The following is an 18120-nucleotide window of genomic DNA, read 5'->3' on the forward strand; positions in this document are numbered from 1 at the left end:
TTATCCACTGATGGATAACGTACTTGCAAAAAAAGAGAATGCCAATACCATGCGTTGACCTGCCCTAAGCTAGGTCGACATGGCGATTTCCAGGCCCTCGGCGGCGGACATCGACGCCGCGGCCAAACACTTCGGTTTCCACCTCGACGCAGCCGCTCGACAAGAGTTCCTGGCAATCGTGACCGCATCCATGAGGTCTTACGACGCGGTCGATGACCTGTACAACCGACTCGCCCACCCACAGCCGCCCAACCGCGCCTATCGATTTCTCGAGCCGGAGCAAAACCCGTTGGGTGCTTGGTACGTCAGGACCGACATCTGCTCGGGCGCCGAGGGGACGTTGGCCGACAGGGCGGTGGCGATCAAGGACAACATCGCTGTGGCCGGTGTTCCGATGATGAACGGATCCCGCGCGGTAGAGGGCTTCATTCCGAGCCGCGACGCGACCGTGGTCGAACGGCTACTCGGGGCCGGGGCCACCATCGCCGGCAAGAGCGTCTGCGAAGACCTGTGCTGCTCGTCGTCCAGCTTCACCTCGGCCTCCGGGCCGGTGCGCAATCCCTGGGACACCAGCCGCGAAACCGGCGGTTCGTCCAGTGGCAGCGCCGCGCTCGTCGCCGCCGGCGCCGTCGAATTGGCCGTCGGTGGCGACCAGGCCGGGTCGATCCGGATTCCGGCGTCGCTGTGCGGCATCGTCGGACTCAAGCCCACTTACGGCCTGGTGCCCTACACCGGGTCAATGCCGTTGGAGCGCACCATCGATCACCTGGGACCCATGACGCGCACCGTCGCCGACGCGGCGCTGCTGCTGTCGGTGCTGGCGGGATTCGACGGCCAGGATCCGCGCCAGGCTCGGGACTTGCCGGTTGTCGACTACGTTGCCGCGCTCACCGGCGATGTCGCCGGCCTGCGGGTGGGAATTCTGTCCGAGGGCTTCGCACAGCCGAATTCGCAACCCGAGGTCGATGAGCTGGTCCGCTCCGCGGCGCAGCGCTTTACCGAGATCGGCTGCAGCGTTGGCGAAGTCAGCGTTCCGCAACATCGCGATGCGTTCCACGTCTTCACCGTCATCTGCACCGAGGGCGGCACCTATCAGATGCTGGACGGCAACGGCGGCCTCGGCGCCGACGGGCTCTACGACCCAGAACTCATGGCGCACTTTGCGACTCAGCGAATCGCCCATGCCGATCAGCTCTCCGCCCTGGTCAAGGCGACCTCGTTGAGCGGGCACTATGGCCTTCGCGCGCTGGGCGGCAGCGGCTATGCCAAGGCTCGCAACCTGGTTCCCTTCATGCGCGCCGCCTACGACGATGCGCTGGAACAGTATGACGTGCTGGTGCTACCGACGACTCCGGTCACCGCCCAACTCCTTCCGGCCGACCTTTCGGCGATCGGCCCTGCGCTCGGTAAGGTCATCAACACCGCCCCCTTCGATATCACCGGCCATCCAGCGATCTCGGTGCCCGCCGGTCTGGTCGACGGCCTGCCTGCGGGAATGATGATCGTGGGCAGGCGGTTTGACGATGCCACAGTGCTCCGGGCGGCCGGCGCATTCGAAGCGCTATGCGGGGGCTTTGCCCGTCCGGCGGCTAACACTATGCGCGACAGATGATTTCGCCGTGAGGTACCGCCAGCCAACCGTCGTGCGCCGCGGCCCAGTAACGCCATGCCGCCGAAATGTCTTCGAGCTCGGCGGTAGTGGCCATCTCCGACCCGACCAATTGCCGAGCCAAATCTGAGTGCAGGATTCGGTCGGCCCACATCTCGCCCCACCATTGACGTGTCTCGGTGGTCGCAAAGCACCAGATGCTGCCGCTCGCGGTGACGTCGTCGAAGCCGGCCCGCTGAGCCCAGGACAACAACCGGCGGCCCGCATCGGGCTCGCCGCCATTGGCGCGCGCCGCCCGGTCGTAGAGGTCCAGCCATCGGTCGAGCGCGGGCAGCCGCGGATGCCAGATGAAGCCGCCGTAGTCGGCGTCCCGCGCGGCGACGATGCCACCCGGGGCACACACCCGTCTCATCTCGCAGAGTGCCTGAACCGGATCGCCGACGTGCTGTAGCACCTGATGAGCGTGCACGACATCGAACGTGTCGTCGGGAAAAGCAAGCCGGTGCACATCGGACGTGGCAAACGAGACGTTGGTCAGCCCGTGCGTTCGGATCTCCGCGCGGGCGAGGCTCAGGGCATCGTCGGTGAGCTCGACGGCCGTCACCGACCCCGGCGCGACCCGGGTGGCCAGGTCTGCGGTGATCGTCCCGGGTCCGCAACCGACGTCCAGCAGCGACACTCCCGGCCTCAGATGCGGCACCAAGTAAGCCGCGGAGTTCTCCACCGTGCGTCTGCGATGGCCGCGCAGGACTGACTCGTGATGTCCATGCGTGTAGGTGGCCCGAGGCTCTTGCATGTCCCGCACCATATCGCTTCAAACCACTATTTGAGATAGCAATCTCAAATAGTGAGACTCAGTCAACCGGCACGTTGAGAATGGGGTGATTCTCTCCCGCACCCGGGCCGTCGAAATGCCACCACTCCCCGGAGTACACCGTCAACCCGCCGTACTTCATCGCCTCCCGCAGCCGGGCCCGGTTGGCCTGCGCCGCGACACTCACGTCCTGGGTTGCGAACGCCTTTGCGCGAGCGCTGAAGTCGTCGAAATCGGTGCCCATATCGGCCAAACAAAATCCCACCGCCTGCTGTCCCGACAGGCAGGGCTGCTGCGCGCTGGTGAAGGTCACGTCAACCGACAGACCAGCCTCATGGCTACGCGCATACTGACCCGGACGTGCCACCCAGGCCGGGTTGGGGACCGCGTTGTACATCTTGACCTGAACGTCGTGTGGGCGATAGCAGTCCCAGAAGACCAGCAACTGGCCCTGCGGACGCAGCGCCGCCGCAGCCGCCGCCAGTGCCGGACCCATCGAGTGGTGCACCAGGCAGCGGGCGTCCGAGGGATACAACTGCTTGTGGGTGAAGTTGTTGGTCGTCGCATAGCGCAGATCGATCACTGCGTCGGAAACGACACTGCGGACGTCGATGAACCCGGCCGCACGCGCCGCATCGCTGACCGGCGGAACGCCGGTAGCGGGCACAGCGCTGGTACCGACCGGACGGACCGTGACGGTCCGGGCCACCTCGCAACCAGCACCGGCAATGGCGACGAACCCGGCAGCGACGGCGAGCAGCGCGACGCGCGCCTTCCTAAACACGTGAATATTCTCCCGGCTCGGCGGCCGCGGGGCCGACAACGCCACGGTGTCACCCGATCGGGGGACCACAGACTGGCCAACGGCCCGACAGACAACAGGCCGCCGAACGCGCGACAGTAATGGTGTGGAGGAGTACCGCACGCTCGTGGACGCCATCCTCGGTCAAGTACACAAGGCGCCGAATGCACCGGCTGTAGTCGAAGGCGACCGAGTGGTGACCTACCACGGGCTCGAACAGCTCAGCGGCGCCGTCGCGCGGGGCCTGCTCGCCAAGGGCATTCGCCCGGGCCAGGCCGTTGCGGTCTGCCTGCCGCGGTCCTGGCAGCTGGTCTGTGTCATGCTCGGCGTCCGACGGGCCGGTGCCACGGTGGTGGCGCTCGATGCGCAGAGTCCACTGCAACGTCGCCAGCACATCATTGAAGACTCCGCCAGCGTCGCGGTAGTGGTTGCCGGACCGGACGCGCCGCAGACCCCGGCGGGAGTTCCGGCACTACGGGCAGCCGAGTTACTCGCTACCGCAACTGGACCGCTTGATGAGATAACACCCGACCAGACAACGTCTTTCGTGTTCTACACCTCCGGCACCACCGGTCGGCCCAAGGGTGTGGAAGTCGGCGACGCCGGCATCCTGCGGATGGCGCTGCCCGGATGGCTTGCCCTCGAGCCGGGCGCGCGTTTCGCCAGCCTGTCCAACCCCGCCTTCGATGCCTTGACGTTCGAAGTGTGGGTGCCGTTGTTGACCGGTGGGACGTGCGTAGTGCTCGGTGACGAACAGCTGCAAACGCCGCGACGGTTGGTCGAGGCCATTCGCCAGGGCGGTATCGACACCATGTTCGTGACGACGGCGCTGTTCAACACCGTCGTCGACGCCATCCCGAACGCGTTCTCCTCGGCGCGGCAAGTCCTGGTCGGGGGCGAACAACTCAACGGCGCCCGCATCCAGCGCTGGTACCGCGACAATGCCGCCGGCGGCACCCGGCTGATCAACGTCTACGGCCCCACCGAATGCACGACCTTCGCGCTATATCACCCCATTCCAGCCGACTTCGCCGGCGACATCGTGCCGATCGGCATGCCACTGCCGCTGACCGGCGCGGTGCTGGTCGCCGACGGATGCCGTGTCGCCCGCGATGGCGAGCTGGCCGAGCTGTACCTGTCCGGCGCCGGGCTGGCGGCGCGTTACCGCAATCTGCCCGAGGAGACGGCGCACCGCTTCGTGCTGCTGCCCTGGTACGACGACGGCGCTCAGCGTTGGTATCGGACCGGCGACCTGGTTCGCCGCGACGCCGCCGGACACATCAGTTATGCGGGACGGGCGGACCGGCAGGTCAAGGTGCGCGGCTTCCGCATCGAACCGGCCGAGGTGGAACGGCAACTGGCCGCCCACCCCGCCGTGCAGCAAGTCCGCGTATGCACCCGCCGCAACCCGGACAACCGTCACGAACTGCTGGCCTACCTGGTGCTGGGTGATGAGCTGGCCTTCGAGGCCTACCACCAGCATCTGGCGGCCACCCTGCCGCCGTACATGCGTCCCCACCACACCCACCTCGTCGACGCCCTGCCGCGCAACGCGAACGGCAAGATCGACGAATCAGCGTTGCTCAAGTGTGGGGTAGCGCCCTGGCGCCGGCGGCGAATCCGCTGAGTCCTGTTGGGTGATGTCGCCGTCGATGTAGCGCTGCAGATTGGGCGCGACCGCGGCCACCACCTCGTCCTCGGGCATCGATGCGATCGGTTCGATCTTCCAGACGTAGCGCAGTAGCGCGAAGCCGATCAGCTGGCTCGAGATCAAGCCGCTGCGCTTCAGGCGTTCCTCCTCATCACCGCCCAGCGTGGATTCACCGATCAAGGCGCGTTCGACGATCAGCCGGAGCTTCTCGCGGGTCCTGGTCTCGTGGGCGGCGGTCAGCACGACCGCTCGCAGGACGGGACCGACCTCCTCGTCGGTCCAAATGGCGAGCACGTTGCGGATCAGTTGCTTGCCCAGGTCGGCCTTTGGCGTCGCCCAGGTTCTGGCCACCGAATCGAGAAACTTCGGCGGCGGCGCGGTAGCCGCGTCGAGCAGGCCTTCCTTGGAGCCGAAGTAGTGGTAGATGAGCGCCGGATCGACGTCGGCGGCGCGGGCGACGGCGCGGATTGCCGTGCCAGCCCAGCCGTGTTCGGCGAATTCGTCGCGGGCCGCGGCCACAATGCGTGCCGCCAGCACACCGCGCTCGTCGCGTGGGCCAGGGGTGATCAAGCGCTTCGCCATCAGACCTCACCATACCGTGAATTTCATCTTGCGTTGAGACTAGTTTCAACGTAGCGTGAAATTATGCGCAACACCACCACGAAAACGCTCAACGGCCCACAGACCACCGGCCGGCAATACCGCAACCTCAGCGAGGCCAGCCACACCAAGCGAACCGACGCCAACGCCGAGATCACCGTCCGCGACGGCACCACCCTGCTGGCCGACGTGCACCGGCCCAATGCATCCGGGCGTTTTCCCGCGCTGATCGCCGCCTCGCCCTACCCCAGGCAAATGCAGGATTTCGGCGCTCCCGCCGGATTCATCGAGGCCGGTGTGACGGATTTCTGGGTGTCGCGCGGGTATGTCCACGTCATCGCCAACGTGCGCGGCACCTGCGGGTCCGGCGGCACCTTCGGCTTCTTCGACGCCCAGGAGCGCCTAGACATGTATGACCTGGTCGAGTGGGTGGCCGCACAACCGTGGTGCGACGGGAACGTTGGCATGCTCGGCATCAGCTACTTCGCGATGACCCAACTCGAGGCGGCCGTCGAGCGCCCGCCCCACCTCAAGGCGATCTTCCCCGTCGCTGTGACGGCAGACGCGTACGACGGCAGCAGTCACCACGGTCTGTTCAGTTCGTCGTTCGTCACACCGTTTCTCGCGATGGTCGGACTGACCTCCGAGCGCGGCGACAAATTTTGGCGCAGCGCGCCCATCGGGCTGGTGCGCCGGATGTTGAACACCCCACGGTTGCATAAGAAGTTCGCGACCATGAACGGCGAATCCGCGGTCACGCTGCTGCGCCAATTGATCAAGCTGCCGCACAACCCGCAACCCTGGGACGAGCTGTGGCTGGACTGCGCGGTCAAGCATCCCACCCGCGATGAATGGTGGGAGGAGCGAAACCTGTTGCCGTTGTTAAAGGAAATCGACATCCCGGTGTACTTGGGATGCGACTGGGAGAACGTGCCATTGCACCTTCCTTCGACATTTGCCGCCTGGAATGGATTGTCGGACAACGCTTGTGTGCGGATGAGCCTGCTCGGCCGGTTCGGGTTGACCTGGCCATGGGAAAGTCTGCACGTCGAAGCGCTGGCGTGGTACGACCATTGGCTGAAGGGCCGCGACACCGGGATCCTCGAGGGACCACCGATCCGGTACATCCTGCCGGGCGCCGAGGAGTGGCGCACCGCCGAATCATGGCCTCCCGCAGACACTGCGCACCGCGAGCTCGCGTTGCGTGCCGACGGCACCTTGAGTGACGACGAGGGCGAGTCGGGAAGTCGCGAATTCATGGTGCTGGGAGCAGGTTTGGGCCGCGCCAAGCCCAGCGCGATCGATCCGCCGTCACTGCTCACCTGGACGAGTGCCCCGCTGAGCGAGGACCTCGATGTGGTGGGCGACATTGAGCTGCGCCTGGTCGCATCGGCGACTGCTGTCGATACCGCGTGGATGGCCACATTGCGCGACGTCGCGCCCGACGGCCAATTCTGCGACGTGACGGCGGGCTGGCTGCGGGCCAGCATGCGTGAGGTCGACGAAGCGGCCAGCCGGCCCGGCGCGCCGGTGCTGCCGTGCCGGAATGCGGTGGGGATACCGGTGGGTGAGGACGTCGAATACCGAATCCCGTTGGTTCCCAACGCGCGCCGGTTCAAAAGCGGTCACCGCATTCAGTTGGTGCTCACCAGCGACGACCAGGACCCGTCGGCACCCGCGATCATGAATTTCCGCCACGCCAGCGTCGGCACCAGCAGCCTCAATACCGTTCGCTCGTCGTCTCGGTTACTGATCCCGGTGCTCGCGTAATCCCAAGGTTTCACCACGGTTTCGGTTGAGCATAGTTATCGCAGCTTTGGCCGCGACGGAGAGCCAACATCGCCTGTTCGGCTATAGTGTTGGGTCCTATGAGCGGACTGCGCCGTTACGAGAAGCTTTGGCGCCCAGGACTTAACGTCGCGTTGTCGGCATTCATCGTTGCCATGCTCGCCCTGGGCAGCACGCCGGTGGCCAATGCGGCTGCGATATCAGCGACGTTGTCGGTGCAATCACAGTGGCAGACGGGCTTCATCGCCCGCGGCGCCGTCACCAATTTGACCATGGCGCCGCTAAGCGGTTGGAAGCTCGAATTCGACTTGCCGGCAGGAGAATCCGTCTTGCACGCGTGGAACAGCCAGGTTACCCAATCCGGCACCCACTATGTACTCGGCCCGGCGAATTTCAACTACACCCTGGCACCCGGTGCCACCGCCTCATTCGGTTTCCGGGGCGCGCTGTCCGGTACCTACTCGCCACCGGTGAATTGTCGGATCAACGGGCTACCCTGCAGCTAAACGCGATCAGTAGTCGTCTGCAGAATGGTGGTGGCGATCCGCCCTGCCGGCTCGAGACCGACCACGCCCACCGACATCAGCACCGACGATTTCTCGCGATAGACATGGCTCCACGCGTCGGCGGTAAGCCGTAGCGTTGAGTCGTCGGGCTTGTCCAGGGTGAAGTTGTAGTTGGCGTCGCCCAGGGCGATGCAGTCCTGCAACGCCGATTCCAGCTGACGCAGCGCACTGCGCGCGGTCTTCGAATCGGGGTAGACCGCAACGGCCTGACTCACCGACTGGATCATGGCGGGTCCGCCGGGTTTGAGGTCGTCGGTAATGCCGTGGTAGCCGGCACTGCGGAACTCCGACCAGCCGCTGCCGAAGGTGAGATCACTGGTTCCGGCCGCCCGGCAGGGGCCCGGAGCGTTGATGTCACCCTGTGGCGGCTGCCGCACGTCGGCGTGGGCGTGTGCGGTGAGTTCCTCGGAGTTGGCGATGCGCCGTACATCTTCGACGCTGACGATCAGTGCATCGGCTCCCGATCCCGGTTTGGCCGTGGGATTGGCGGCGACGGAGTTGCGGTGCGAGCACGCCGGGATCGTCAGTAGGGCACAGCAGGCGACGATGAACAATCCTGCGGCCTGCGGCCTCGTCGTCGACGCCATGGTCAATATTCTAGGGGGTGGAAGGCACTTACCTCCGCGGCCAATGCCACGACGGCTGGTCGAGCAGGTTCTGGCCCTCGATCCGGGTCTCCCCCAGTTCCTTGGTCAGGCGCAAAGTATGCACGTCAGCGGTCTCTTGCAGCGCCGCGACCAGGGGCTCGGAGTGGGTGACGACAATGATCTGGCTGCGTTGGGCAGCGGTGGCGATCAGCGAGGCCAACGCGGGCAGCAGGTCGGGGTGCAGGCTGGTCTCGGGTTCATTGAGCACCAGCAACTGCGGCGGGCGTGGTGTCAGCAGGGCCGCGGTCCACAGCAGATATCGCAGCGTGCCGTCGGAAAGTTCGGCGGCGCTCAGCGGGCGCAGCATTCCGGGTTGGTGCAACGCCAGTTCGAAGCGGCTGTTGGTGTTGAGGATCTCGACTCGGCTGCCGTCGAAAGCCCGCTCGACCGCTTCGCTGAGCGCGGCGTCGTCGCCGATTTCACGAATGGTTTGCAGGGCCGCGGCCAAATCCGCGCCATCGTGACCCAGCACCGGAGTGCGCGTCCCGATCCGGCTCTGCCGCGCCGGGGCGTCCGCGTCGGTGCGCAAATGGTCGTAGAAGCGCCAATAGCGGGTTCGCTCCCGCATCTGGATCAGCTCTGGTGCACGCACCGGATCGGCAAGCTCGCTGAGCATCGAATCGAAAGGCCGTAGCACGTCGGTAATCACATGCCAGTTACCGTCTCCGTCACACACCCGCGCGGTGGGGCCGCCTCGCTCGGCGATCACCCTGGCCGGACGCCATACCGGCCCTACCCACAGCGCCTCCACCTTGACCTCGGGATCGAGCGCAAACGCGGTCTCCGTCGTACTAGGCAGACCAAGGTCCATCGCATAGCCGAAATCGTCGCCGGCGAAGCCGAGTTTCAAGCTGACCGGCCCAGTGCTCACCGTGCCCTGCACCCGATGGCGGCCCTGACGCACCGATTTGCCGATTACCGCCGGCCCCGCCCACATTGTCGAGGTCAACCCGCCTTCGCGGGCCAGCGCCGTCACCGCGCCGTTGCGGGCCGAGTCGGCCAGCAAACGCAATGCCCGGTAGAGGTTGGATTTGCCGCTGCCGTTGGGGCCGGTGACGACGTTGAGCTGTTGCAGCGGTACGACCAGCTGGCGCAGGGAGCGGTAATTCTCCACCGCAAGGGTCACCAGCATCCGGCCACGCTACTACCGTTGCGCGGCGCCTTCGGTGAGCTGCACGTCCGTGGCCGTCGGAGGCGCGCCCCGGCGCTGGGCATCGGCGCGGTCGATCTCAGCCAAATCCACGCCCTTGGTCTCGCGGGCGAGCAGGGCGGCCACGGCACTCACCGACGCAGCGGCCGCCAGGTACCACGCAATGGGCACCGAGGACTTGTAGGTGTCGAGCAATCGAACGGCGATGATCGGCGCCAGCGAACCGGCCACGATCGCGGTGACCTGATAACCCAGGGACACACCCGAATAGCGCATCCGCGTCGGGAACATCTCGGCTATGGCCGCCGGCTGAACGGCGTACATCAGACCGTGGAATACCAGTCCGATGACGACGGCCGCCAGGATGAGCGCGTTCTGGCCGCTGTCCATCATCGGGAACGCGAAGAACCCCCATGTGCCGCCGGTGACCGCACCGACGAAATAGATTGGGCGCCTGCCGAATCGATCGCTGAGGTGGCCGGCCACCGGAATAACCAGGAAATGCGCGGCGTGCGCGGCCAGCAGCCACCAGAGGATGGCCACGGTGTTCGCGTGCACGTGCACCTTGAGATAGGTGATGGAGAAGGTGACCACCAGGTAGTACATGGCGTTCTCGCCGAAACGCAATCCCATGGCGGTGAAAACGCCACGCGGGTAACGCTTCAACACTTCGACGACGCCGATCGATGTCGCCTTGAGCTGCTCGGCTTGTTTGGCCGCTGCTACGAAGATCGGTGCATCGGCGACCTTGGTGCGGATGTAGTAGCCGATCAGAACGACGACCGCCGACAACCAGAACGCCACGCGCCAGCCCCAGCTCAAAAACGCCGCTTCGGGCAGCGCCGCGGTAAGCACCAGCAGCACCACCGTTGCCAGCATGTTGCCGACGGGCACGCCGGCCTGCGGCCAGCTCGCCCAGAAGCCGCGGCTGGAGCTGGGGCTGTGCTCGGCGACCAGCAGCACCGCGCCGCCCCACTCACCACCGACGGCAAAACCCTGAATGAATCGCAGCACTACCAGTAGTCCCGGCGCCCAGTAGCCGATCTGAGCGAACGTCGGCAAACAACCCATCAGAAATGTCGAGGTACCCACCAGCAACAGGCTGAACTGCAGCAGCTTCTTACGCCCGTACCGATCCCCGAGCTGGCCGAATACCACGCCGCCGAGTGGTCGGGCGACAAAGCCGACGGCGTAGGTCACGAAGGCGGCAAGAATTGCGTCCAGATCGTCGCCGCCTTTGGCGAAGAACACCTTGCTGAACACCAGCGTCGCCGCGGTGCCGTAGAGGAAGAACTCATACCACTCGACAACCGTGCCGGCCATGGACGCGGCGACGACCCGGCGAAGATATTGGCGCTCGCCCACCTGGCTGCCCTCCTCGTCGTCGGCCTGCGGCAGCGTACCTGGTCGAAGTTGCTGGTACAGGCTGCCGCCCGTCATATGGTTTTCCAAGCTTCGTCAGTTCGAGGTCATAGGTTGCCGTGGTAGGGATGAGGCCCATGGGGTACGTGCTCGCACAGCCGCAGGCGATGGCGGCGGCCGCTGCGGACGTGGAGGCACTTGTTTCGACGATCAACGAGGCCAAGGCGGCCGCGGCGCGGGCGACAACCGGTTTGATTGGGGCGGGCGCCGATGAGGTATCTGCGGCAATAGCAACCTTTTTCAACACCTATGCCCAGGAGTGCCAGGCGGTCATCGGGCAAGCGGCGCTGTTGCATGGTGAATTCGCCCAGTCCCTCGCCGCGGCTGGCAACGCCTATGCAAACGCCGAGGCCGTGAACCTCAGCGCGCTCGCTGCGCCCCTGCGGGCGCTGTCGGCGAGCCCGCAGACCGGGGGCGCGCTGACTGCGCTAACGCCGGCAGCGATGACCGGCCAGATAGTCACTTTCGTCATGGCTGGCAGCGGAACGCCGACACCTTCGTCGGATTTCGTGAACAACATTTTCAACACGTACGTCGTGCCCAATTTCCCCGTCGGCCTTCCGCCGCTAGGCCTGTCACTGCCAGCAGGGGAATACCCAAACACCGGAGTCAAGGATTTGACCCAGGACGTATCAATAGCCCGGGGCGTCACGATCCTCAACAACGCGATCCAAGAGCAACTCAAAGCCGGCAACACGATTAACGTCGTGGGCTACTCGCAAAGCGCCAACGTCGCCTCGCTGGAAATGCGGTTGCTGGCCCCTGGCAACGTACCGAGTTCACTGCCGATAAGCTTTGTGCTGCTGGGCAATTCAATGAACCCCAACGGCGGCTGGGACGCGCGCTTCCCGGGTCTTAGCCTGCCGAGTATCGGCTTCACCACCCTCGGCGCGGCTCCCACCAATTCCTTCCCGACCAAGGTCTACACCATCGAATACGACGGCTGGGCCGATTTTCCGCAATACCCGATCAACATTGTCTCCGACCTCAATGCCCTGGCGGGCATGGTGACCGTGCATACGGGTTATGAAAGTCTCACGTCCACCCAACTCAGCTCAGCGGTCGTATTGCCGACGCAAAACCCCAGCACCACCACCTTTTACATGATTCCAAGCCAGAATCTGCCGTTGCTGGAGCCGCTCCGGTATATCCCCTACGTCGGGGACCCCATGGCAGATTTCGTCCAGCCGATATTGCGCCCCCTGGTCAATTGGGGTTACGGCGACCCGAACTACGGCTGGTCCACCGGTCCGCCCGATGTGCCTACCCCGTTCGGATTCCTGCCGCCGCTGAGCGCCACCCTTGCCCTGGGGCCCGCCATGCTCAACGGAATCCCTCAGGGAATTGCCGCGGCGACCAATACCCTGTACGCGCAAGGACTCCCGCAGTTGCCGTCGCTGCAGGGCCTGACGGACGCGCTCACGTCGCTCTCGTCGGGGCCACTGGCCCTCCCCAGCGGACCGTCCTCGATAACGGACATCTTGCGGGGTCTGCAGACGGCGAACACCCAGGTCGTCGGCTACGCGACGAACGCCTTCACGACCGCCTACGGGATACTGCAGCCGACCGCAGATATCGCGACTGCCGCTTTCGTCTCCGTGCCGTCCTATGACGTGAACCTGTTCCTGAACGGAATGATCCAAATGGCGAGCGGTCAGCCCCTCGACGGGCTACTCAACGCATTCGGCACTCCGATTGCCGCCAATGTTGGATTACTGCCCCTGCTGGGCGGTTTCGAACTGGCGGTCCTCGCCGAGGCGGCGGATTCGATCCTGACCGGGACGCCGAACCCGAGCCCGTGACCGCTCTTGCGAGCGTCGCCTGGCTACAAGTCTCGCTTGTACCCCTGCAAGAACGCGATCGCTACTGTGACGCCGTCGCCGGCTGAATGATCAATGCCATGAACACTTCAGCAAACCCCACCAAGACCCACGGCGGCACGATAAGGACCCCACGCGCCACGGGCATCGGACTGCAGCGACGCGGCATGGCCGGCGCTCTGCTGGCCACGGCGATCACCGCGACCACCGTCGGCCTCGCGCCCATGGGCCACGCCGACGGCGGCGAGGCAACGTCGCCTGCGCAACTGCAATCGCTGATACCCACGCCGGCGAACACCCAGCGCACCGACGGCCCGGTCGCCATCCCGAACAACGGCATCCGGATGCACTTCATGGTCAACGGATCGCCAATGGCCGTGCTCGACGGGTACAAGTCCGCACTCGAGGGCAAAGGCTGGACGGTGACCGTCCAGAGCTCAGGCGGCTATGGCGGAGACGGTGGCGCCACCTACACCGGCACCAAGGGCAACGCCTACGGCGTGTTCACCGGAGGAGGCGGGGGTAACACCACCGACGTCAAGGCCTGCGCGTGGCCGTCAAAGCCCGCCAACCCCAACTGTGGTGGCGACAACGGACGCTAACGAATTCACCCAACTGCCAGGGGCGGCCCACCGGAGCCGCCCCTGGGCGATGTTGAAATCGACCGCAGCAGCAGGACGATCAAACAATGCCGAGGGTGACCAGGATGGCGCCCCCGATCACCCCGGCCGCTCCTACCGCCCCCGCCTTGCCGACATTCGCTCCGTCCAGCGGGTCGACCGGGACCAGCATCGACCCGGCCATGATGAGCGCAGCAACCGCGAACGATTGGCTGAGCGGCACATTCAGCCAAGCTGACTCGACGAACAGCATGATCGCAAGCACTGCCGATGTGAACGGAGCAGCGAGGTGGAGCCGTTGGGACTTAGGGTCTGCCTTGGCCACCGGCAGCGGGGCCCAGGTAGTACCGATAGCTCCGGTGGCCAATCCGAACAGCATCCCGGGAAGCCATGACGTTTGTGCCGCCGACACTTTGGCCTGTGCCGCGACGGCTACGCGCGCATACATCACCGCACCGGCCATCAGCATGATCCCCAGCGAATAGGCGACTATTTCGGTCAGGCTGCCGATATGACGCAGATAGGCCAGCGAGAACGAAACGACGGTCGCGCCGAGCGCCCAGATGGGTCGCCGCAGCCAGGCGGGGCCACGAATATTACTCTGTCGCTTGATGATTAGATCTAGCCAGCGCTTGGCCAGATCGCCCCCGCGCTGACTGGATGCCCGGGCCAATCCGACGCCCAGAACTACCACACCCAGCAAGCCGGCCGTAGCGATCGGTGCCGCCTTCTGCGTCTGGGCCAGACTCCAGCGTGGTGGGATGGGCTTAGACAGGTCGAGAGCGGTTCGGTACACGTTGCCGTCAATTGTCAATTCGTGACGACGATCCTTCAACGTTGGGTCAAGCGTGAACGCCCTTGCAAACGCCCCCTGGGACGCGAACAGATGCATTGGGCCGCTGCGACCCTCGAGCACACCGAGATTGAACCACCCCAGGGCGTACTTCGGGTTGGCGCCCACTGCCCGGCGAAATGCGCTCTCGGCAGCGGCATAGTCGCGTTGCCGGGCGAGCTCGACGCCCAGATCGTTGGCAACCGCGAACCCACCCGGGTCACTGCGTAAGGAACGTCGATCGTAATCGGCCGCCTGGCCGGCGTTGCCCGCGCGGTCCGCGACGAACCCAGCAGTCATCAAAAACACCGGATTCATCGGGTCGGCTTGAACTGCCTTGTCTGCGTTGGCTGCTGCGAGGTCGGTAGCTCCCGCGCCGAGGTACGCCAAAGCCAGATTGTTGTATACGACCTCGGGCCGGCCGTTGTGGTCCTTGAGCTTGTCGATCCAGCGCGCCGCCAAGTTGTAATCGTCGATTGCGCCGGGTAGATCCCCGGTTGAGCTCTCGTGGTCGGCGAGTTGCACGGCGGCATAGTAGGACACCATCGCGAATTGGAGTGCTGCGTCAAAGGATTCGACAGAGTCCATATTCGCGCTGTGAAATGCATAGCCTCGCGTGCCGAGATCTTCGAGCGGGCGCAGCAGGGCGACGGCCTCTGCGCCCCGGTTGGCCTTCATCAGCGCCGCTCCGCGGTCGAGCTGGGCCTGAGCGACGGTTAAGCTGTCGTTCCATTTCGCTAGCATCGCCCGCCGCGCGGCTACGCCGAACTGGGCGGCCGCTTCGTTGAATTGGTCTTGCAGGAAGGCGATTTCGCCCAGACGTAGCGCGGGCATCGGGCTGTTGTCACCGTCGCGGTCATCCCAAGCCGCTACCACGGTCCTGGCACCGGGTAGATCTCCTGCCCAGCGCAGCATGTTCTGCCACTCGTCGGTGAGCTGATCTGTTGTGAGAGATGACTGTCCAGTCACTGGCTGGTGCGCGGCCAGCTCGGCGATCGACCGGACGGTATCCGTTGGGGCCCAGCCGCATCGGTAGCTCATCTGGTTTGGGCGGCTGGTCGGGAACTCGGCTGGCCAGCCGGCCAGCGCCGAGGCGGCCTGTCCGGCGATGATCGCGTCTCGCCGCCACGCCAGCGATGGGCAATCGGTGAGCGTATCGGTCATTGGAACGGCTTCACGGTATCGAGGAATAAACCCCAGATCCTCAACCACCCCACCGCCACGGCCGCCCGCCGGTGTCAAGCGGACCTCCATAGGAGCAAGAGTGTCTGCCCCCATCGAGAGAGGCAGTGTGGCATCGAACGGCAAGCCCCGATCGAAAGTCGTTGGCGCTGGGTAAAACATCACCGCGTCGGGATACGCGGCAGAGGCGGACCGCTCGAGACGGTGGGCAACATCCTGTGCAGCATCGAAGTGGTGGGCGGCCTGCTCAGCGGCCAGCAGCACCTCAAGTGCCGCACCGGGATGCGGCGAATCGCCAACGGCTCGCCTCGCCAGCTGTACCGCCCGCTCTGGATCCTCCAGACCGATAAGAGCGCGGGCGCGACCAAGATCGGCATTATGGCGATCGCCCAGTTCGGCAGCCCGGTTGTACTGCGCCACAGCCAGCCGAAGGTCGTCACGCGCGGTGAACGGATTGCTCTGCAGCAGTAGCAGACCGGCACGCAGGTAGGCGTCGCCGAGGCCGGTGACCACTGACGTATCCCGCGGAAATTGACTCGCCAAACGCTGAAACGTGGCAAGGGCCATCGCGATACCGGTGCGTGCATAGCTGTCGACACGCATGGGGCGCGGATCCATGTCACCACTCAGTCTCCGCATTTGAGCCTGTCCCGTGATCCAGCCCGGCGTCGGGTCATTCGGACAGGCGGCCGCACTGCTCCGATACTCGTCGAGAAGCGTTTCTGGTGAGCTATATTCGTCGCCGGCCACGAGCAGTAGCAGGTCGAGCTGCGCGTCGCAGCCGCCTGAGGTGCGGGTTCGGTCGAGCACGGCATATGCCGCGGGCCCCGCAAGTCGCACTGTCTGGCCGGTTTGCGCTTGCGTTAGCGGTTGCCCGGCGAGTTCGATGAGCGCCGCGGCCAGTGCCGTCGCATTGCGGCGAAAATCGCCTTCGGGGGCCTTGGCGAGGATCGGCTCCAGCACCGGGTAGTGGTACGGATAGCCGTAGCGACCCGAGTGGGGATCCGACGACGGCGCAAGCTCGTCCGTTGACGACAACACACCCAGCAACGCTTGCGCGCCCGGTTCGCCTAGGGCAGCCACCGCATAGGGATAGACATCATGAAGATTCGCTATCCGCTGGCCGGTAGGCAGCCCGACGGGCAGCTCACGAAGCGCGGTGGTGCCGGACTTGGTGGCGCCCTCGACCAACGGGGCGGAGTCACCGGGCGGCAATGGCAGCCCGTCGGCGGCGAGGCGTGCGGCTGGCGCGAGCGCGATTATCAGCAGTACGCCGAGCAGTGTCAGCCCGCTGAGCGCCACTGTCGACAGCCGAGGTGCCCGCCGCCGATCCGTTGTCTTCGACGACTGGCTAGTACCGACGTCCTGGACCGCGGTCATACCCGGCCGTTCGATGCCGCATAGACGGCTGTTCGATTCATGGCCGTGACCCCGATTCGCCTTTACGTCGGTCACGCGGTCGAGCAAGTTGGCCGCATCTGGTTTGCCCAGCGTCGCAGCGCCGGATGATCTGCAGAAGGGGCTTAAGTCCCAGTCGTCGTCGACGGATGACTCTCAGCCGTCGGCAAGTTCCCGGACTGGCCGGAACGGAATTGCTGGCAAAGGGCGTGTCGCGGGACGGATACCCGCCCAAAGCGGCCGCCGTTCGTTCGCCCGGGTGGCGACGGCCTCAGGGGTATTCGGCGGCAGCTATTGCGGCCGGTGCGCAGTCGTCTGTCGGACGGAAAATGCCAGCAGATCCTTTATGGCACACGCCCCGACCGGCACCCGGCGGATATGGACGGCCCTTTGACGAGCACGTCCCTCAGCGACACTGTTCCGCCATCGTGTCCAAGTTGGACGACCGGCGGAAACGACAGGTGCACCTCGTAAACAACGAGTCCTTCCCGGTCAACGTTGCGACATTTAAGGCCAACGCGCGTGCCCGCCCCCTTTCCAAATTCGGCATCCAAGCGGTCGCGCAGTGCGCTGACGGATAAACGCCCGCCCACAGCAGCCCCGAACACCGGATCGAGGGTTTTTCTGGCCTGTTCGGTGAGCGATACGGCGTTGCCGAAATAAACGGCCGGAGTGACACCTGAACACGTCCCATGCCGATACCACTCATGTGCGGCCATGACCGTGGCGTCAGACATCATCGACTGCAATTGCATTTGAACGTCCTCAGGCAGAGTCACCTTGGCATCGGGTGAACCACCGGGACGCCCGGCACCGTGTTCTGGGACACCGCAGAATTGCTCGCTAGCCGGCTGGGGCCAAAGTCCGTGGAGAATCAACGTACGCCCAATCTTGCTGACGTGCCCGTTTCCGCAGCCCGGGCTGGACGACTCCACCTTGCAAAGACTTGGCCCCCATGTCATAACCAGCAGACTTGAGGTGCTACTTCCGGGATCGTTCACCGACGAACCGGGCCAGCGATCAGTGACCAGAAACCTCAAGACGATGACTGCGACGACCACCGCCGCCAAGCCGGCTGATACGGAAATTACGGCTACGTCGCCCCGCTTCATGCTGCAATCTTCCCAATAGCACAAAGGCTCACCACAATCATGCGTTGGCGTTGACGCAATGACGGGGCAGAAAGGTCTGAGAATCACCATTCCCAATAACCGCGTCG

General features: G+C 65.0%; 14 protein-coding genes. 6 read left to right on the plus strand and 8 right to left on the minus strand.

What is annotated here, in order from left to right; genetic code table 11:
• Window positions 1-79: 79 nt before the first annotated feature.
• Complete coding sequence (locus AWC27_RS00960) at window positions 80-1612, plus strand: amidase (RefSeq protein WP_085668614.1); 1533 nt, start codon at window positions 80-82, stop codon at window positions 1610-1612.
• Here AWC27_RS00960 and AWC27_RS00965 read toward each other — a convergent pair.
• Together AWC27_RS00965 and AWC27_RS00970 are read right to left on the minus strand one after the other, a co-directional pair.
• Window positions 1596-2405, minus strand: a complete 810-nt coding sequence (locus AWC27_RS00965; RefSeq protein WP_085668822.1) for a methyltransferase domain-containing protein — start codon at window positions 2403-2405, stop codon at window positions 1596-1598. The genes AWC27_RS00960 and AWC27_RS00965 overlap by 17 nt on opposite strands.
• A gap of 58 nt (window positions 2406-2463) precedes the next feature.
• On the minus strand, window positions 2464-3153 hold the full coding sequence (locus AWC27_RS00970) for a M15 family metallopeptidase (protein ID WP_139836698.1): 690 nt from the start codon (window positions 3151-3153) through the stop codon (window positions 2464-2466).
• Between the two features lie 178 nt (window positions 3154-3331).
• Here AWC27_RS00970 and AWC27_RS00975 point away from each other — a divergent pair, with 178 nt between their 5' ends.
• A complete protein-coding gene (locus AWC27_RS00975; RefSeq protein ID WP_211281529.1) occupies window positions 3332-4852 on the plus strand; it encodes an amino acid adenylation domain-containing protein in 1521 nt (506 codons plus the stop codon).
• Here AWC27_RS00975 and AWC27_RS00980 read toward each other — a convergent pair.
• The gene (locus AWC27_RS00980) at window positions 4799-5458 is read right to left on the minus strand and encodes a TetR/AcrR family transcriptional regulator (RefSeq protein ID WP_085668618.1); all 660 of its coding nucleotides are present in this window, start codon (window positions 5456-5458) and stop codon (window positions 4799-4801) included. The genes AWC27_RS00975 and AWC27_RS00980 overlap by 54 nt on opposite strands.
• Before the next feature lie 63 nt (window positions 5459-5521).
• Between AWC27_RS00980 and AWC27_RS00985 the strand changes: the two genes are divergently transcribed.
• Entirely contained in the window at window positions 5522-7246 is a 1725-nt protein-coding gene (locus AWC27_RS00985; RefSeq protein ID WP_085668620.1) for a CocE/NonD family hydrolase, read from the plus strand.
• A 98-nt stretch (window positions 7247-7344) separates the two neighbouring features.
• The gene (locus tag AWC27_RS00990; RefSeq protein WP_085668622.1) at window positions 7345-7770 is read left to right on the plus strand and encodes a cellulose-binding domain-containing protein; all 426 of its coding nucleotides are present in this window, start codon (window positions 7345-7347) and stop codon (window positions 7768-7770) included.
• Here the strand turns inward: AWC27_RS00990 and AWC27_RS00995 are convergent.
• Genes AWC27_RS00995 through AWC27_RS01005 form a run of 3 tightly spaced genes read right to left on the minus strand, consistent with a single transcriptional unit; the run spans window position 7767 to window position 11067 of the window.
• Window positions 7767-8417 (minus strand): sensor domain-containing protein, encoded by a 651-nt coding sequence (locus AWC27_RS00995; protein ID WP_085668624.1) that lies wholly within the window; start codon window positions 8415-8417, stop codon window positions 7767-7769. The two genes, AWC27_RS00990 and AWC27_RS00995, sit on opposite strands and share 4 nt — an antisense overlap.
• 28 nt (window positions 8418-8445) lie before the next feature.
• Entirely contained in the window at window positions 8446-9609 is a 1164-nt protein-coding gene (locus AWC27_RS01000) for an AAA family ATPase (protein WP_085668626.1), read from the minus strand.
• Window positions 9610-9621: 12 nt separating this feature from the next.
• Window positions 9622-11067, minus strand: a complete 1446-nt coding sequence (locus tag AWC27_RS01005) for an MFS transporter (protein WP_085668629.1) — start codon at window positions 11065-11067, stop codon at window positions 9622-9624.
• A gap of 59 nt (window positions 11068-11126) precedes the next feature.
• On the opposite strand from AWC27_RS01005, the gene AWC27_RS01010 reads away from it, so the two are divergent.
• Together AWC27_RS01010 and AWC27_RS01015 are read left to right on the plus strand one after the other, a co-directional pair.
• The gene (locus tag AWC27_RS01010) at window positions 11127-12851 is read left to right on the plus strand and encodes a PE family protein (RefSeq protein ID WP_085668631.1); all 1725 of its coding nucleotides are present in this window, start codon (window positions 11127-11129) and stop codon (window positions 12849-12851) included.
• Window positions 12852-12949: 98 nt separating this feature from the next.
• Window positions 12950-13471, plus strand: coding sequence for a hypothetical protein (locus AWC27_RS01015; protein ID WP_139836678.1), 522 nt, complete (start codon window positions 12950-12952; stop codon window positions 13469-13471).
• Between the two features lie 79 nt (window positions 13472-13550).
• On the opposite strand, the gene AWC27_RS01020 is transcribed toward AWC27_RS01015, so the two are convergent.
• Window positions 13551-16883 carry a tetratricopeptide repeat protein gene (locus AWC27_RS01020; RefSeq protein ID WP_139836679.1) on the minus strand — a complete coding sequence of 1111 codons (3333 nt, stop codon included), beginning with the start codon at window positions 16881-16883 and terminating at the stop codon, window positions 13551-13553.
• A gap of 362 nt (window positions 16884-17245) precedes the next feature.
• Window positions 17246-18103, minus strand: coding sequence for a ribonuclease T2 family protein (locus tag AWC27_RS01025; RefSeq protein ID WP_308207144.1), 858 nt, complete (start codon window positions 18101-18103; stop codon window positions 17246-17248).
• Between the last annotated feature and the right edge of the window lie 17 nt (window positions 18104-18120).

The sequence above is a fragment of the Mycobacterium szulgai genome (genome assembly GCF_002116635.1).
Classification (GTDB): Bacteria; Actinomycetota; Actinomycetes; order Mycobacteriales; family Mycobacteriaceae; genus Mycobacterium; species Mycobacterium szulgai.

Bases quoted from the DNA above. Each gene is read 5' to 3' on its own strand.
- AWC27_RS01005 (WP_085668629.1), bottom strand. From the start codon at position 11,067: ATGACGGGCGGCAGCCTGTACCAGCAACTTCGACCAGGTACGCTGCCG.
- AWC27_RS00980 (WP_085668618.1), bottom strand. From the start codon at position 5,458: ATGGCGAAGCGCTTGATCACCCCTGGCCCACGCGACGAGCGCGGTGTG.
- AWC27_RS00965 (WP_085668822.1), bottom strand. From the start codon at position 2,405: ATGCAAGAGCCTCGGGCCACCTACACGCATGGACATCACGAGTCAGTC.
- AWC27_RS01025 (WP_308207144.1), bottom strand. From the start codon at position 18,103: ATGGTGATTCTCAGACCTTTCTGCCCCGTCATTGCGTCAACGCCAACG.
- AWC27_RS01020 (WP_139836679.1), bottom strand. From the start codon at position 16,883: ATGACCGCGGTCCAGGACGTCGGTACTAGCCAGTCGTCGAAGACAACG.
- AWC27_RS00990 (WP_085668622.1), top strand. From the start codon at position 7,345: ATGAGCGGACTGCGCCGTTACGAGAAGCTTTGGCGCCCAGGACTTAAC.
- AWC27_RS00960 (WP_085668614.1), top strand. From the start codon at position 80: ATGGCGATTTCCAGGCCCTCGGCGGCGGACATCGACGCCGCGGCCAAA.
- AWC27_RS01010 (WP_085668631.1), top strand. From the start codon at position 11,127: ATGGGGTACGTGCTCGCACAGCCGCAGGCGATGGCGGCGGCCGCTGCG.
- AWC27_RS00985 (WP_085668620.1), top strand. From the start codon at position 5,522: ATGCGCAACACCACCACGAAAACGCTCAACGGCCCACAGACCACCGGC.
- AWC27_RS01000 (WP_085668626.1), bottom strand. From the start codon at position 9,609: ATGCTGGTGACCCTTGCGGTGGAGAATTACCGCTCCCTGCGCCAGCTG.
- AWC27_RS01015 (WP_139836678.1), top strand. From the start codon at position 12,950: ATGAACACTTCAGCAAACCCCACCAAGACCCACGGCGGCACGATAAGG.
- AWC27_RS00995 (WP_085668624.1), bottom strand. From the start codon at position 8,417: ATGGCGTCGACGACGAGGCCGCAGGCCGCAGGATTGTTCATCGTCGCC.